Below are 15,439 nucleotides of genomic sequence, written 5' to 3' on the forward strand. Positions count from 1 at the left end.
CGCCGTCGCGAAGGGCAGGACCCGGCCGGACCGGGTCACGTCAGGCTCAGGCGTCGGAGTTCTTCGCCTTCTTCGCCGTCTTCTGCCGGGCGCGCAGGGTGCGCTCGTGGACCGGGGCGTCACCCGAGGCGGCCAGCTCCGCGTAGTGGGCCTGGGCCTCCTCCTGACGCGCGTGCTCCTCGTCGGTGGTCAGCTCCATGCGCAGGTGCTCCTGCTCCAGGCCGTAGGCCTCCACCAGCTCCTGGGCGAAGGGGCGAAGGCGCTCGGCGAGGCGGTTGATGTATCCGCGCAGGGCACGGGCGCGCTGGGAGGACACGCGGCCGTGGGCCACGTACCAGCCGAGGTCGTCCTCCACCGTGCGCAGCGCGAAGAGGTCGCGCAGCCAGGTGAGCACGGTGCGGGTGTGCTCATCCTCGATGCGCTCCACGGCACGGGTGAAGGCCTCCCACTGCAGCAGGGCGGCGTGGTCGCGGGCGACCTCGATCAGCTCGTGCTGACGGGAGTTGAAGGCGGCGGCCTGCGCGGCCTGGTCCTTGCCGCGCACCTTCTGCAGGGTGCCGGCGATGTCCGCGGTCTTCGAGCGCACCCGATCCGTCAGCAGGCTCTGCTGGACCTGCGGGTCCTTGAACCAGTTCGCCGAGCGGCGCTCGTCCGAGCGGTCGGACACGGACTGGACCACCTTGTGCAGGCCGGCCCGGTGCAGGGCCTCGGAGGCCTGGCTGGCCACGTACTTGGACACGGCGCCGACGTCGAGGCGGCCGAACTCCTTCGAGTAGTCCGTGAGCAGACGCTTGCCCACCAGCTGGAGCAGGACGTTGTTGTCCCCCTCGAAGGTGACGAAGACGTCCAGGTCCGCGCGCAGCTGGGTGACCCGGTTGCGTGCCATGAAGCCCTGGCCGCCGCAGGCCTCGCGGGCCTCCTGGAGGGTGTCCAGGGCGTTCCAGGTGGTCACCGGCTTCACCGCCGCCGCGAGGGTCTCGAGCTCCTGGCGGTGATGGTCGGTGTCCCCGCGGCCGGAGAAGACCTCGTCGAACTTCTCCAGCAGCTCGTTGGCGGAGAAGGCGTCTGCGTAGGTGCGGGCGAGGCGGTCGATCAGGCGGCGCTGATGGTTCTGGTAGTCCATCAGCACCTCCTCGCGGTCCGGGGAGGACGCGTTGAACTGGCGGCGCTGGTTGCCGTAGGTGATCGCGCCCTGCAGGCCGAGGAAGGAGGCGCCCGTGGCGGACAGGGACAGCGAGACACGCCCCTGCACGAGGGTGCCGAGCATGGTGAAGAAGCGGCGGCCCGGGGAGGCGATGGGGGAGGAGTAGGTGCCGTCCGCGGCCACGTCGCCGTAGCGGTTCAGCAGGTTGGTGCGCGGGATGCGGACCTCGGTGAAGTGCAGTCGGCCGTTGTCGATGCCGTTGAGGCCGCCCTTGAGACCGTCGTCTTCGCCGCCGACACCCGGCAGGAAGTTCCCGTCCTCGTCACGGATCGGCACGAAGAAGCAGTGCACCCCGTGGTTGACGCCCTTGGTGATCAGCTGGGCGAACACCGTGGCGGCACGGCCGTGCAGTGCCGCGTTGCCCAGGTAGTCCTTCCATGCGCCCTTGAACGGCGTGTGGATCACGAACTCCTCGGAGGCCTCGTCATAGGTGGCCGTGGTCGCGATGGAGGCCACGTCCGAGCCGTGGCCGATCTCCGTCATGGCGAACGCGCCGGGCAGCTGCAGGGTGAGGGCGTCCGGCAGCCACTTCTCATGGTGCTCGGCGGTGCCCAGGTGCAGGATCGCCGAGGAGAACAGGCCCCACTGGACGCCGGCCTTGATCTGCAGGGAGGGATCCGCGGTGACGATGTCTGAGAACGCCGCCACGGAGGCACCGTGCGCGTCCTCACCGCCGAACCTGGCCGGGAAGGCGCGGGCGATGGCGTCGTTGTCCACGAGGATCCTCAGCTGGTCCAGCACGCGTTCACGGTGCTCGTCCATGCCGAGCAGGGGATCGCGGTGCAGCGCCGGATCCTTCATGAGGGCGCGGGAGGCGCGGCGGACATCGGCCCACCGTCCCAGCAGCGCCTCCTGGAGGGCGGCCCCATCGAGGGCGCCGGCCTCCGGGTGCTCCGGGGCGATCTGGTCGATGTCGTGGGGAACGGAGTCCGTGGGGTCGGCGGCGGGGGTCCCGGTCGTGGGGTCTGCGGCGGTCATGAGGTGCTCCTTTGCGTGCGGGAAGGGGCGGATGTGGTGGATGTGGTGGATCCGGTCAGGCCGTTGAGCAGCCAGCCGGTGATCTGGGCGGCGGTCTGCTCCGCCGTGGCGCGGCCGGGCACGCCGGACGCGGAGAGCCAGGCCTCGCCGGCGGCCTTGACCATGCCGAGCGCGGCGGTGGGCCACAGCAGCAGGGGGTCGCCGTCGGCGGGTGCCTCGCGCCCGGCGGCGGCGAGGTGGGCGCGCAGCCGCTCCTCCAGGGCCTGGTGCATGCGCTCGAAGAAGCCGTGGAGCGTCTGCGCGTCGGCGCCGTCCTGCTGCCCGTGGGCCGACTGCACGGAGAAGGCGTACACATGCGGAGAGGAGTCGGCCATCCGCAGGTAGGTCTCGACCATGGCGCCCAAGGCCAGGCGGGGGTCCGAAGAGGTTCCCACCGCTTCGAGCAGGCGCCGCTCCATCAGGGCGATGGCCTCCTGCGAGACAGCCTCCTGCAGGCCCGCCTTGTCCCCGAAGTACCGGTAGAACACGGACTTGGAGGTGCCGGCGTGGGCGGCGATCTCCTCCATGGAGGGGTGGGGGCCCAGGTCATGCACGGCCTCACGGGTGGCCCGAAGGAGCGCGCGGCGCCGCAGGCGGCGATGCTCGTCCCAGCGGGCATGACGCCCGTCGCGCAGCGAGGATGTGTGTGACTTCACGGAACCCACCGTATCAGGTACTCTCGGTTGCGGAAACAACGTTCGCCCTGGCGACGTCCCCTCTTCACGCGGACGCGCCTGCCCCTCGAAGGAGACCGACGTGACCGTCACCGACGCCACCGATTCCCGTCCCGCCGTCGCCGGCGGCCCGCTGCGCAAGGCCGTCGTGGTCGGCGGCAACCGCATCCCGTTTGCCCGTGCCAACACCGCCTACGCGGACGCGTCCAACCAGGACATGCTGACCGCGGCCATCGAGGGTCTCGTCGCCCGCTACGGCCTGCAGGGAGAGCGCCTCGGCCAGGTCGCCGCCGGCGCCGTGCTCAAGCATCCGCGCAACTTCAACCTCACCCGCGAGTCCGTGCTCGGCTCGTCGCTGTCCCATGACACCCCGGCCATGGACCTGCAGGTCGCCTGCGCCACCGGCATGGAGGCCCTCGGCATCCTCGCGGACAAGATCCGCCTGGGCCAGATCGACTCCGGCATCGGCGGCGGCGTGGACTCCATCTCCGACTCGCCGATCTCCGTCTCGGACGGCCTGCGCCGTGTGCTCCTGCGCCTCAACGCCGCCCGCACCGGCAAGGAGCGCCTCGCCGCCATCAAGGACCTCCGCCCGGGCCACCTCGTCCCGGAGCCCGCCGGGGCCGGTGAGCCCCGCACCGGCCTGGCCATGGGCGAGCATCAGGCCCTGACCACCCACGACTGGGGCGTGACCCGCGCCGAGCAGGACGAGCTCGCTCTCGCCTCCCACCAGAACCTGGCCGCCGCCTACGACTCCGGCTACATGGACGACCTGGTCACCCCGTTCCGAGGCCTGGCCAAGGACAACAACCTCCGCGGTGACTCCACCCTGGAGAAGCTCGGCCGCCTCAAGCCGGCGTTCGGCCGCCACCTGGGGGAGGAGGCCACCATGACGGCCGCCAACTCCACTCCGCTCACCGACGGCGCCTCGGCCGTGCTGGTCTCCTCGGAGCAGTGGGCCGCCGAGCGTCGCCTGCCCGTGCTGGCCGAGTTCGTGGACCACGAGATCGCCGCCGTGGACTTCGTGGACGGGGACGAGGGCCTGCTCATGGCCCCGGTGTACGCCGTCCCGCGTCTGCTGGGCCGCCACGGCCTGACCCTGGAGGACCTGGACTTCATCGAGATCCACGAGGCCTTCGCCGGCACCGTGCTCTCCACCATGAAGGCCTGGGAGGACGAGGAGTTCTGCCGCTCCCGCCTCGGCCTGGACGGCGCCTTCGGCACCGTGGACCGCGCCAAGCTCAACGTGCACGGCTCCTCCCTGGCCGCCGGCCACCCATTCGCGGCCACCGGCGGCCGCATCACCGCCCTGCTGGCCAAGATGCTCCACGAGAAGGGCGAGGGCTCCCTCGGCCTGATCTCCGTGTGCGCCGCCGGCGGCCAGGGCGTCGTCGCCCTGATGCGCGGCCGCTGAGCCGAACCGACCGTCGAGACCGACTGAAGAAGGACTGATCTGATGAACGACCCGTACGGCACCTTCGTCGACTCCGCCGTCGGCAAGAGGCTCGCCAAGGCCCTCGGCCTGCCGATGCCCGTCCAGCTGCGCCGGCACACCCCGGGCGCCCCGCTGCTCGAGGGCCCGGCGCTCGTGCTCGGCGGCACCCCCGCCGCCGAGGCCGCCGCCCGTCTGCTGACCAGCTGGGGCGTGGAGGTCCAGACCTCCCGTGCCGAGTCCGTGAAGTACGCCGCCGTGGTGGCCTGCTTCGACGGCATCGACACCCCCGCGGCCATCGGCGAGACCGTCCTCGACCTGGGCGGCACCCTCCGTCAGCTGGCGACGAACTCCCGTGTGGTCACCGTGGCCGAGGACCCGGAGGCCGCCTCGGTGGCCGAGGACCCGGCCGCCCGCGCCGCCCGCCAGGGCATCACCGGCCTGACCCGGTCCCTCGCCCACGAGATGCGCGCCGGCGGCACCGCCAACGGCATCCAGCTCGGTGACGGCGTGGGCCTGGACGCCCCGGGCGCCGCCGGCGCCCTGCGGTTCCTGCTCTCCGGTCGCTCGGCCTACGTCTCCGGCCAGTTCCTCCCGGTCACGACGACGGCCGGTCGCCTCCCGGAGGACCCCGACCGTCCGCTGGCCGGGAAGGTGGCCGTGGTCACCGGCGCCGCCCGCGGCATCGGTGCGGCCATCATCCGCACCCTCGCCCGGGACGGCGCGACCGTGGTGGGCGTGGACGTCCCGGCCGCCGGCGAGTCCCTCACAGCCGTGGTGAACGAGCTCGGCGGCACCGCCCTGCCGCTGGACATCACCGCCGAGGACGCCGGCGCCAGGATCCTCGAGCACTGCCGTTCGCGTCACGGCCGCATGGACATCGTGGTGCACAACGCCGGCATCACCCGGGACAAGATGCTCGCCAACATGGACGCGGCCCGCTGGGACTCCGTCCTGGCCGTGAACACCCTGTCCCAGCTGCGCATGAACGAGGCGTTCCTGGCGGACGAGGCGAAGGACGTGGTGGGCGAGGGCCTGCGCATCGTCACCCTGGCCTCCACCTCCGGCATCGCCGGCAACCGCGGCCAGACCAACTACGCCGCCTCCAAGTCCGGCGTGATGGGCCTGGCGGCCGCCACTGCGCCGCTGCTGGCCGCCCGCGGCGGCACCATCAACGCCGTGGCCCCCGGCTTCATCGAGACCGAGATGACCGCGAAGATCCCGCTGCTCACCCGTGAGGTCGGCCGCCGCATCAACTCCCTGAGCCAGGGCGGCACGCCGGTGGACGTGGCCGAGGCCATCGCCTTCCTCGTCTCCGACGCCGCCGGCGGCACCAACGGCAACACGCTGCGCGTGTGCGGCCAGGCCATGATGGGAGCCTGAGATGACCGAGCTGCAGACCATGCCGTCCCTGGCCGCCTGCTACCGGGCCGCCTTCGGCCAGGCCGCCAAGGACGCCGTCACCAGGCGGCGTCGTCCCGCGGATCTGCCCGCTGCGCCGGTTCTCGTGCGCGGACACCGCATCTCTGCGGAGTCCCTGGACGCCTACCGCCGCCTGCTCGGCGTCGGCGAACCGGAGTCCGTGCCCTCCGTGCTGGTGCACATCGAGGCCTTCCCCGCCGCGATGCACCTGATGGCGGACGAGTCCTTCCCGCTGCCGCTGATGGGCATGGTGCACCTGACCAACACGGTGTTCCACCACCGCCCGGTCCCCGTGGACGTGCCGCTGGACATCACCGCCCGGGCCTCCGAGCTGGTGGCCCACCACGCCGGCACCGCGGTGGACCTGACCGTCACCGTCACGGACCCGGAGACCGGCGAGGTCCTCTGGGAGGGCGTCTCCCGCTACCTGGCCAAGGGCGTGCACCGCGGTGCCCGGCCCGAGCGTCCGGCCCGCGAGGAGTTCACCGCTCCCGGCATGACCGGGCAGTGGCGCTTCGACGGCGGCGCAGGCCGAAAGTACGCAGCCGTCTCCGGCGACTACAACCCGATCCACCTGAGCGGCCCCACTGCCAAGGCGCTCGGCATGAAGGGCGCCATCGCCCACGGCATGTACCTCGCCGCGAAGATGCTCGCCGGCCGCGAGCCCACCGCAGCGGGCTTCCGCTGGGAGATCGGCTTCGACGCCCCGGTCCAGCTGCCCGGCACCGTCGCGGTCGCCTACGCCCATCCGGCCGCGGGCATCACGGAGGTGACGGGCTGGAACGCCCGCAGGGGCCGCCGGCACTTCACCGGCACGATCGCCCCGATCGAGGCCTGACCCGGCCCCACTCGCACCGAGGCCTCGTGTGAGGCAGACAGGACGGCCCCCGTCACCGCAGAGAAGGTGACGGGGGCCGTCGTCGTGAAGCGCGGGGGCGGGGCAGGACCCGGGCAGGTCGCCGTCCGAGGAGACGACCGGTGCCGGCCGTCCCGTTCAGAGCCCGGCGACCGCTGCGCGCAGGCGGCGGGCGTAGTCGTCCCAGGTGTGGGAGCGGGCCCGGCGCTCGGCCTCGCCGGACATGGCGCGCCAGGAGGCCGGATCCTGGAGGACCCGCTCCAGGGCATCCGCCCAGGCCTGAGGCGTGTTCTGCCGGACGAGGCGCCCGGTGGCGCCGTCTGCCACCGCATGCACCAGCCCTCCGGTGCGGTGGGCGAGCACCGGCGTGCCGCAGGCCTGCGCCTCGAGGGCCACCAGGCCGTAGGACTCGGAGAAGCTCGGCATGGCCACCAGGTCCGCGGCGCGGAACTGGGCGGCGAGCTGATCGGCCGGGACCGGCTCGCTGAAGGTCACCAGGTCCGCCACGCCCTCGGCCTCGGCCAGGGCGGCCAGGTCCGGGGTGTCGGCGCCGGAGGGGGCCCCGTTGACGTGGGCGCGCAGGCGGTCCGTGCCCGGGGCGAGCACGCCACGGCGGCGCAGCTCGCCCAGCGCGGAGATGAGCACCTGGGGACCCTTGTGGTGCTGGATCCGGCCGGCGAACAGGACACGCAGCTCCGGGTCGAACGGATCCACGTCCTCGGCCTCACCGCCGGGCCACCAGGCATGCCCCGCGGGAGTGAAGACGTCCGTGTCCACGCCGGGGGTGGCCACCACGATGCGGCGCCGAGGGGCGTCCAGCACCTCCATGAGCGTGCGGGCCTCACCGGGGGAGTTCACCACCAGCAGGTCCGCGCCGGCGGCGATCTCCCGCTCGGCCGCCCGACGCTCGTCCGACTCGGCCGCGTCCGGGTCCGCGGCCATCTTCATGGCGGCCACGGTGTGCATGGTGTGCAGCCAGGGTGCGTCCGCGGCCTGCGCGATGCGTCGGGCGGCCGGAGCGGAGAGCCAGTAGTGGCCGTGGACGAAGGCGATCTGCTCGTCGGCCACAAGGCCCTCCTGGTCCAGCCAGGCCAGTGCGTTGCCCGCGAACTCATCCGCGTGCGCGGCGAGGTCCTCCTTGGACAGCTCGCCGCCGGGACCGGCCGGGACCTCGACGACGGTCACCTCCTCCGCCTGCACGCGCGGGGCCGCGGACGGCAGCGCGGACACCACCGGATCCGGGCCGGTGCCACGGGTGAACACGACCGGCCGCATGCCCGTGCGGGCCAGCGCAGCGGCCTCGTGGCGGACATAGGTGTTCAGGCCCCCGGCGTCGCCCTGGCCGGGCTGGTCCAGGGGGTGGGTGTGGAAGGCCACCAGGACGGCGACCGGCACGTCCTGGCGCAGACGGCGGTCCACCGCGTCGAAGAGTCGGCCCGCCCGCGGGCTCGCCGCGATCTCGTCCGCGTGCACCACGGCGCCGTCCGGTCCGCCGAGGGGCACGGTCCAGTTGCGGTACTGGTCCTGGGTGGTGCCGGGCTGGTTCTGGATGCGGCGTTCTCCCACGGCGTCCACCAGGGCCACCGCGTGCAGGGCGGCGGGGGAGCCTGCGGCGAAGCGGTGCAGGGCCAGGATCTTGGCCTCGGTCTCGTCGGACGGCCGGCCGAGCGCGGGATCGCTGGGCAGCTGAGCAGCGGCGTCGAGGAAGCCGGCGACCGTGTGCTCGTGGCCGGCCCGCTCGTCCGCGGGGTCCCCGTCCACGAGGCCGAGCGATTCGCGCAGGTCCAGGTGGACGCCCTCCAGGTAGCCGGCGGTCGGAGGCAGGTCGTGGGTGTTGACGGCCGCCATGGCCAGTGCCCGGTGGGTGCCGGGCTCGGTCGGGACGCCGTCCCTATTCTCGAACCAGAGGATGGTGGTGCCCAGGATCCCGGCGTCCGCCAGGGCCTGCTGGACCCACGGCTCGAAGGTCCCCAGGTCCTCACCGACCACCACGACGCCCGCCCGCTGGGCCTCGATCGTCAGCACGGCCAGCATGGCCTCGTGGTCGTAGCTGACATAGGCGCCCTCGCGCGGACCGCGGCCGGCCGGGACCCACCACAGGCGGAACAGACCGAGGATGTGGTCGATGCGGACGCCGCCTGCATGGCGCATGACGGTGCCCAACATCTGGCGCAGGCCCGCGTAGCCGTTGTCCGCCAGGGCCTTCGGATGCCATGGGTGCTGCGACCAGTCCTGGCCGAGCTGGTTGTACATGTCCGGGGGAGCGCCGACGGACATCGACTCCACGAGCTGGTCCCCGAGCAGGGCGAGGTCTGCGGCGTGGCGGTCGGCGCCGACGGCCAGGTCCAGCATCAGGCCCAGGCGCATCCCCGAGGACACGGCCGCGGCCTGGGCGGCGGCGATCTGCGTATCCGCCACCCACTGGCACCAGCGGTGGAAGTCGCGTTCGTCCTCGGTGTCCGTGCCGGTGCGGACGGCGCACCAGGACGCGAAGTCCTCCAGGCCCCGGCCCTGGTCGGCGCAGAAGCGCTCATAGGCGGCCTGGCGCTCGGCCGAGCGGCCCACGGCGTGCACGGCGCGCAGGGCGGGCCACTGCACCTCGGCGACCGCGGCGCGGTCGATCGGCCCGCCCGCGTCCACGGCGGCCTGCAGGGCGGCCCCCGCCGAGAGCCAGCGCTGCTGCTCCGCCTCGGGCAGGTCCGCGAACTCCGGGATCTCGGGAACCCGGACGACCTGCACGTTGAGGAAGCGGCGGCTGACGGGGGAGTAGGGCGAGTCGAGCGGGGCGTGGCCCGGGTCGATCGCATGCAGCGGGTTGAGCAGCAGGAAGTCCGCGCCGTGCTCGGCCGCCGCGGCGGCCACGGTGGCGGCGTCGTGCATGTCGCCGATGCCCCAGGAGCCCGAGGAGGTCACCGAGTAGAGCTGCGCGGAGGCGCCCCAGCCGCGGCGGGCCAGGAACGGCTCGGCGGTGGTGAGCCGTTCCGGGGCGCAGAGGACCGCGGCCTCGGCGACGGTGCGGCCGTCCACGGACACCACCAGACGGTGGTAGCCCACCGGCAGGGACTCGGGCAGCTGCAGGTGGCGCCGCTCGCGCTCGATCGAGTCCACGCTCCGGCGCTCCCCGAGGGAGTCGGTGGCCCCGGCGAGCACGTGGCTGCCGTCCTCGCAGACCACGGTGGCCGCCACCTCCGCGCCGGGGCGCACGGTGAGGGGGACGGTACGCCGCGAGCCGGAGACCGCCACCACCGTGGGCGCGACCACGCGGCGCCAGTCGATCTCCTCGGCGGCCTGCACCGCGGCGTCGAGGGCGACCATGCCGTCCGAGGGGACGTCCACGCCGAGGGCGGAGAGCACCTCCACGAGGACGTCGGCGGCGACGGTCTGGTCGGAGCCGTCCTGGCCGACGTAGGTCGGCTGCACGCCGTGCAGGCGGGCAAGACGGTGGAGAAGGTCCTGGGCGGCGCGGTTCACCGGTGTCCTCCATCGGATGCTCTGGGCCGGGCGGGGAGGCCTCGGTCGCTGAACGCGCGGGCGTGTGCGCACGAGGCCCACCCCCACACTACCGGGACTGTCCAGGGTCCCCGCCCCGACGAGATGCCGGACACGGCGAAGGCCCCGGCAGTTCTGCCGGGGCCTTCGCCTCGATGAGCAGTGCGCGAAGGGGGACTTGAACCCCCACGTCCTTATCGGACACAGCGACCTCAACGCTGCGCGTCTACCAATTCCGCCACTCGCGCTCATTGATGCGGACCCGGACGTGGCCGTTCCGCCATGCCCTGCGCGGGCAACTCGAGAACTGTACCACGGTGCTTCGGCGACCGCCAAAACGCAGGTGAGGCACCGTCGTCGGGCCGTCTCGGCCAGCCATGATGAGTCGCCGCGGGACACCGCCGGCCACGGCGGATCGGCTCCGGCGCTAGCCTGAAGGCATGTCCGAGAACAGCGCACAGACCACCCCGACCGACGCCGAGGCCGGTGCGGAGCAGACCCCGTACCGCGATGTCGTCCAGATCTGCCGCGACCTGATCCGCATCGACACCACCAACCGCGGCGGCAACGTGTCCGTCGGCGAGCCGGAGGCCGCCGAGCTCTGCGCCGAGCTCATGCGCGCCGCCGGCATGGAGCCGCAGCTCTTCGAATCCTCGCCCGGGCGCGTGTCCGTGGTGGGTCACCTGCCCGGCTGGGAGCCGGACGCCCCAGGGCTGATCCTGCACGGGCACACGGACGTGGTCCCCGCCGACGCCTCCGAGTGGAGCGTCGACCCGTTCGGCGCGGAGATCAAGGACGGCATGATCTGGGGCCGCGGCGCCGTGGACATGAAGGGCATGGACGCCATGATCCTGTCCACGCTGCTGCACTTCGCCCGCACCGGACAGCGCCCGCGCCGTCCGCTCACGGTCGCCTTCTTCGCCGACGAGGAGGCCGGCGGCGTCTACGGTGCCGGCCACGTGGTCCGGGAGCACCCCGAGGTCTTCGCCGGCTGCACCGAGGCCATCAGCGAGGTCGGCGGGTTCTCCACCGAGATCGGGAGCACCCGCGCCTACCTGGTGCAGACCGCGGAGAAGGGCATCCACTGGCTGAACCTCAAGGCAGTCGACCGCCCCGGCCACGGCTCCGCCCCGCATCCGGACAATGCCGTCACCCACCTGGCCGCCGCCATGCAGCGCATCGGCACCCACGAGTGGCCGCTGGAGTACACCAAGACCACCCGCCAGCTGCTCGAGACCGTCGCCGAGCTCACCGGCACCGAGTTCGACGAGCAGGACCCGACCCCGCAGCTCGAGGCCCTCGGCCACGCCGGCACCTGGGTCGCCGGCACCCTGCGCACCTCCACCAACCCCACCGGGCTCGGCGGCGGATACAAGCACAACGTCATCCCGTCCACCGCCACCGGCACCGTGGACATGCGCACCCTGCCCGGCTCGGACGAGGAGGCGCTCGAGGTCCTCAAGACCCTGGCGGGGGAGAAGGTGCAGGTGGAGCACGAGCACCGGGACATCGCCCTGGAGACCCCGTTCTCCGGCGACCTCGTGGAACTGATGGCCACGGCCCTGCAGGAGGAGGACCCGGATGCCGAGGTGCTGCCCTTCATGCTCGGCGGCGGCACGGACAACAAGCACCTGTCCCGCCTGGGCATCGCCGGCTACGGCTTCTCACCGCTGCGCCTTCCCCCGGACCTGGACTTCACCTCCCTGTTCCACGGCATCGACGAGCGCGTGCCCATCGACGCCCTCGAGTTCGGCTGCCGGGTCCTGGCCCGGATCCTCGAGCCGCGAGAGACGCAGCGCTGAGAGCAGGGCTTCCGTGCCCGCCGCGACGGGGGTACCGTGAGCGCATGAGCACTGACCCGCGCCTGGCCCTCGAAGCCCTCGTCGCCGCCTTCAACGAGCACCTGGTCGCCGTCCAGAACAGCCGCGGCGAGGACGACCCGGCCGTCGAGGCCGCGTTCTTCTCGATCGCCGACGCCTTCGAGGCCTACGAGGACGCCCTCTACGCCAGCACCGGCGAGGTCACCCCGCTCGAAGTGTTCGAGGACGACGATGACGACGACGAGGAGCTCGACGACCTCGAGGACTGACCGCCGCCGGCTTCCCAGAGGCCCCTCCTTTTCAGAGAGGGTGTTCACACCTGCGCGTCGCCCCCGGTGCAGGGCCGTCGCCGTGCCGTAGAGTGACCCCGTGAGTTGGATCGAAGCAGTCATTCTGGGCCTGGTGCAGGGCCTCACGGAGTTCCTCCCGATCTCGTCCTCGGCGCACCTTCGCATCGTGGGCGAGTTCCTGCCCTCCGCGGCGGACCCGGGTGCGGCATTCACCGCCATCACCCAGATCGGCACCGAGCTGGCCGTGCTGATCTACTTCTGGAAGGACATCACGCGCATCATCGCGCAGTGGTGCAGGGCGCTGTCCGGCAAGGTCCCGCACTCCGATCCGGACGTGCGCATGGGCTGGCTGATCATCCTCGGCTCCCTGCCGATCGCGATCCTCGGCCTGCTGCTGGAGGACTGGATCGACACCGAGTTCCGGTCCCTGTGGGTCACCGCCACCATGCTGATCGTCTTCGCGATCCTCCTCGCCCTCGCCGACCGCTTCGGCCGCCAGCGCAAGCCCCTCGAGCAGCTCACCGTCCGCGACGGCATCCTCTACGGCTTCGCGCAGGCCCTCGCCCTGATCCCGGGAGTCTCCCGCTCCGGCGGCACCATCACCATGGGCCTGGCCCTCGGATACGCCCGGGAAGCCGCCGCCCGCTATGCGTTCCTGCTGGCCGTGCCGGCGGTGTTCGCCTCCGGCTTCTACAAGCTCTTCAAGTCCGTCGGCGACCCGACCACCGCCGGCCCGTACGGCATGGGCGAGACTCTGCTGGCCACCCTCATCGCCTTCGCGGTGGGCTACGCCGTCATCGCCTGGCTCATGCGCTTCATCACCCAGAACTCCTTCATGCCGTTCGTCTGGTACCGCATCGCCCTGGGCCTCGGTCTCTACGTGATGCTCGGCACCGGCCTCATCAGCGCCTGAATCACCGCCTCCGACTCGAAAGGCCTCCATGCAGTCCTGGTCCGTCCCCGGCGTGCCCACGCTCCCGGCCCATCCGGACACCCTGCGGGTGCACGACACCGCCACCGGCACGCTGCGCCGTCCCGGGAACCCGGAGGGCTCAGCCTCGCTCTACGTCTGCGGCATCACCCCCTATGACGCCACGCACCTGGGCCACGCGAACACCTACGTGGCGTTCGACCTGCTGCACCGCTACTGGCTCGGCGCCGGCCTGGCCGTGACCTACACCCAGAACGTGACCGACGTGGACGACCCGCTCCTGGAGCGGGCCACGGCCACGGACGTGGACTGGCAGTGGCTCGCCGAGCAGCAGACGGACCTGTTCCGCTCGGACATGACCGCCCTCAACGTGCTCCCGCCGCACCACTACCTCGGCGTCACGGAGACGGTCCCCGCCGTCGTGGAGGGCGTCCAGGCGCTCGTGGACGCGGGCCTGGGGTACACCGTGCCGGGCCGGGACGGCGAGCCGGACGGGGACGTCTACTTCGACACCCGCGCCGCCGAGCGGACCACCGGCTGGCGCCTCGGCTCGGTCGGGGCGCACACGGACGCCGAGATGGCCGAGATCTTCCCGGAGCGCGGCGGCGACCCGCAGCGTCCGGGCAAGCGGGATCCGCTCGACCCGCTGCTGTGGCGCGTGCACCGCGAGGGCGAGCCTGTCTGGGACGGCGGCCCGCTCGGCCGCGGCCGTCCCGGCTGGCACATCGAGTGCTCGGTGATCGCCCGCCGGACGCTGCCGGCTCCGTTCACGGTCCAGGCCGGCGGCTCGGACCTGCGCTTCCCGCACCACGAGTTCTCCGCCGCGCACGCCACCGGCATCGACGGCAAGGACCTCGCCCACACCTACCTGCACTCCGGCATGGTCGCCCTGGACGGGCAGAAGATGTCCAAGTCACTGGGCAACCTCGAGCTCGTGTCCCGCCTCACCGCCCGCGGCGTCGAGGCGGTGGCCGTCCGTGCCGCGCTGCTGGACCACCACTACCGCTCCGACTGGCAGTGGTCCGAGGACGTGCTCACCCACGCCCAGGAGCGGGTCGCGGCCTGGCGCGCCGCGCTCCTGCAGGACTCCCGCCGGGACGGCGCCGCGGTGCACGCCGCTGTGGTCTCCGCCCTCTCCACAGACCTGGACGCCCCGGCCGCACTGCAGGTGCTGGACGCCTGGGCCGTGGGGGAGCGGCTGCCCGAGGCGGAGCCGATCGGCGCCGGGCAGGACGTGGACGTCGCTGACGTGGCCGACGCCCTGCTGGGCCTGCGCCTGCGCTGAGGTGCCCGCTCAGGAACGACGGCGGCCGCGCAGGTAGCGCTCGAACTCCCGTGCGATGGCCTCGCCCGAGGCGTCCGGCAGCTCGCGGGCGTCGGTGGCCTCCTCGAGCTGCTGCACGTAGGCGGCGATGTCCGCGTCGTCCTGGGCGACCTCGTCCACCGACTGCCGCCACAGCGCCGCGTCCGCCTGGAGCTCGGCGGTGTCCACGGTGACGCCGAGCAGCTCCTCGAGCGCCTCCACCAGGGACAGCTGTGTCTTCGGCGAGGGCGACTGGGCCACGTAGTGCGGGACCATGCCCCACAGGGAGAGCGTCGGCAGGCCGGATCGCGCGGCGGTGTCCGTGACCACCCCCACGATGCCGGTAGGCCCCTCATAGGTCGGCTGGTCTGCACCGACGGCGACGCGCACATCCCCCATCGGCGAGGAGGCCCGGGCGGGCATCGGACGGGTGTGGGGCACGTCGGCCAGCAGCGCACCCACGACCACCAGGGCGTCCACGCCCTCGTCTGCGGCCACCTGCAGGATCTCCTGGGTGAAGGCACGCCAGCGCACGTTCGGCTCGACGCCCGAGCACAGCAGCAGCTGCAGCCCGTCCGCGCCGCACTCCTCGGTGGAGACCGGACGTCCGTCGGCGTCCAGCACCGCCTCGTGGACGTGCATGGCGGGCCACTCGATGGTGCCCATGCCGTCCGCATCGCGCCGCACGGTGGGGCGGGTGACCTGGAAGTCGTAGTACTCGCCGGTGCAGACGTCCGCGCGCTGGAAGGCCTCCCACTGGCGGACGAGCGTCTCCAGGGCGCTGGTGGCGGCCTGGCCGGCGTCGTTCCACCCCTCGAAGGCCACGAGCATGACGCGCGGCGCCCGCGCGCCCGACTCCACGGCGGGCACCGTGGCAGTCAGGTAGGCGCGCAGCGGGCCGAGCTCGTCGTCGGTCCTCTCGGTGGACTCCACTTCACTCATGGACGCCACCCTAGACGGTCGGCCCCTGGCCTAGGTGTACTCGGCCATGACGTTGGTGA

Annotated in this window: 11 protein-coding genes and 1 tRNA gene; 7 read left to right on the top strand and 5 right to left on the bottom strand. The window is 72.6% G+C overall.

Features of this window, described 5'->3' with window-relative positions; translation table 11 throughout:
• Nucleotides 1-46: 46 nt before the first annotated feature.
• Nucleotides 47-2,182 carry an acyl-CoA dehydrogenase family protein gene (locus tag HMPREF2863_RS04660; protein WP_070638333.1) on the bottom strand — a complete coding sequence of 712 codons (2,136 nt, stop codon included), beginning with the start codon at nucleotides 2,180-2,182 and terminating at the stop codon, nucleotides 47-49.
• Nucleotides 2,179-2,877, bottom strand: coding sequence for a TetR/AcrR family transcriptional regulator (locus tag HMPREF2863_RS04665; RefSeq protein ID WP_168165758.1), 699 nt, complete (start codon nucleotides 2,875-2,877; stop codon nucleotides 2,179-2,181). Before HMPREF2863_RS04665 ends, HMPREF2863_RS04660 begins: the two co-directional genes overlap by 4 nt.
• Nucleotides 2,878-2,977: 100 nt before the next feature.
• Between HMPREF2863_RS04665 and HMPREF2863_RS04670 the strand changes: the two genes are divergently transcribed.
• Genes HMPREF2863_RS04670 through HMPREF2863_RS04680 form a run of 3 tightly spaced genes read left to right on the top strand, consistent with a single transcriptional unit; the run spans nucleotide 2,978 to nucleotide 6,587 of the window.
• Nucleotides 2,978-4,309 (top strand): acetyl-CoA C-acetyltransferase, encoded by a 1,332-nt coding sequence (locus tag HMPREF2863_RS04670; RefSeq protein WP_070638339.1) that lies wholly within the window; start codon nucleotides 2,978-2,980, stop codon nucleotides 4,307-4,309.
• A 42-nt stretch (nucleotides 4,310-4,351) separates the two neighbouring features.
• Nucleotides 4,352-5,710, top strand: coding sequence for a 3-oxoacyl-ACP reductase (locus tag HMPREF2863_RS04675; protein WP_070638342.1), 1,359 nt, complete (start codon nucleotides 4,352-4,354; stop codon nucleotides 5,708-5,710).
• 1 nt (nucleotide 5,711) lies between these two features.
• Entirely contained in the window at nucleotides 5,712-6,587 is an 876-nt protein-coding gene (locus HMPREF2863_RS04680) for a MaoC/PaaZ C-terminal domain-containing protein (RefSeq protein ID WP_070638345.1), read from the top strand.
• Nucleotides 6,588-6,743: 156 nt separating this feature from the next.
• Here the strand turns inward: HMPREF2863_RS04680 and HMPREF2863_RS04685 are convergent, their stop codons facing one another.
• Together HMPREF2863_RS04685 and HMPREF2863_RS04690 are read right to left on the bottom strand one after the other, a co-directional pair.
• Nucleotides 6,744-10,076 (bottom strand): 4-alpha-glucanotransferase, encoded by a 3,333-nt coding sequence (locus HMPREF2863_RS04685; RefSeq protein WP_246828827.1) that lies wholly within the window; start codon nucleotides 10,074-10,076, stop codon nucleotides 6,744-6,746.
• Nucleotides 10,077-10,257: 181 nt separating this feature from the next.
• Nucleotides 10,258-10,342: transfer RNA gene (locus tag HMPREF2863_RS04690), tRNA-Leu, on the bottom strand.
• Between the two features lie 192 nt (nucleotides 10,343-10,534).
• Between HMPREF2863_RS04690 and HMPREF2863_RS04695 the strand changes: the two genes are divergently transcribed.
• The 4 genes from HMPREF2863_RS04695 to mshC all read left to right on the top strand — a co-directional run bounded on the left by HMPREF2863_RS04695 (nucleotide 10,535) and on the right by mshC (nucleotide 14,420).
• Nucleotides 10,535-11,896, top strand: a complete 1,362-nt coding sequence (locus tag HMPREF2863_RS04695; RefSeq protein WP_083315219.1) for a M20/M25/M40 family metallo-hydrolase — start codon at nucleotides 10,535-10,537, stop codon at nucleotides 11,894-11,896.
• A 44-nt stretch (nucleotides 11,897-11,940) separates the two neighbouring features.
• A complete protein-coding gene (locus HMPREF2863_RS04700) occupies nucleotides 11,941-12,183 on the top strand; it encodes a hypothetical protein (RefSeq protein ID WP_067190732.1) in 243 nt (80 codons plus the stop codon).
• 100 nt (nucleotides 12,184-12,283) lie between these two features.
• Nucleotides 12,284-13,117 (top strand): undecaprenyl-diphosphate phosphatase, encoded by an 834-nt coding sequence (locus HMPREF2863_RS04705; protein WP_070638349.1) that lies wholly within the window; start codon nucleotides 12,284-12,286, stop codon nucleotides 13,115-13,117.
• A 28-nt stretch (nucleotides 13,118-13,145) separates the two neighbouring features.
• Nucleotides 13,146-14,420 carry a cysteine--1-D-myo-inosityl 2-amino-2-deoxy-alpha-D-glucopyranoside ligase gene (gene mshC, locus HMPREF2863_RS04710; RefSeq protein WP_067190736.1) on the top strand — a complete coding sequence of 425 codons (1,275 nt, stop codon included), beginning with the start codon at nucleotides 13,146-13,148 and terminating at the stop codon, nucleotides 14,418-14,420.
• A 9-nt stretch (nucleotides 14,421-14,429) separates the two neighbouring features.
• Here the strand turns inward: mshC and HMPREF2863_RS04715 are convergent, their stop codons facing one another.
• A complete protein-coding gene (locus HMPREF2863_RS04715; protein WP_067190739.1) occupies nucleotides 14,430-15,380 on the bottom strand; it encodes a PAC2 family protein in 951 nt (316 codons plus the stop codon).
• Nucleotides 15,381-15,439 lie beyond the last annotated feature (59 nt).

The organism is Micrococcus sp. HMSC067E09 (assembly GCF_001812555.1).
Taxonomy (GTDB): domain Bacteria; phylum Actinomycetota; class Actinomycetes; order Actinomycetales; family Micrococcaceae; genus Micrococcus; species Micrococcus lylae.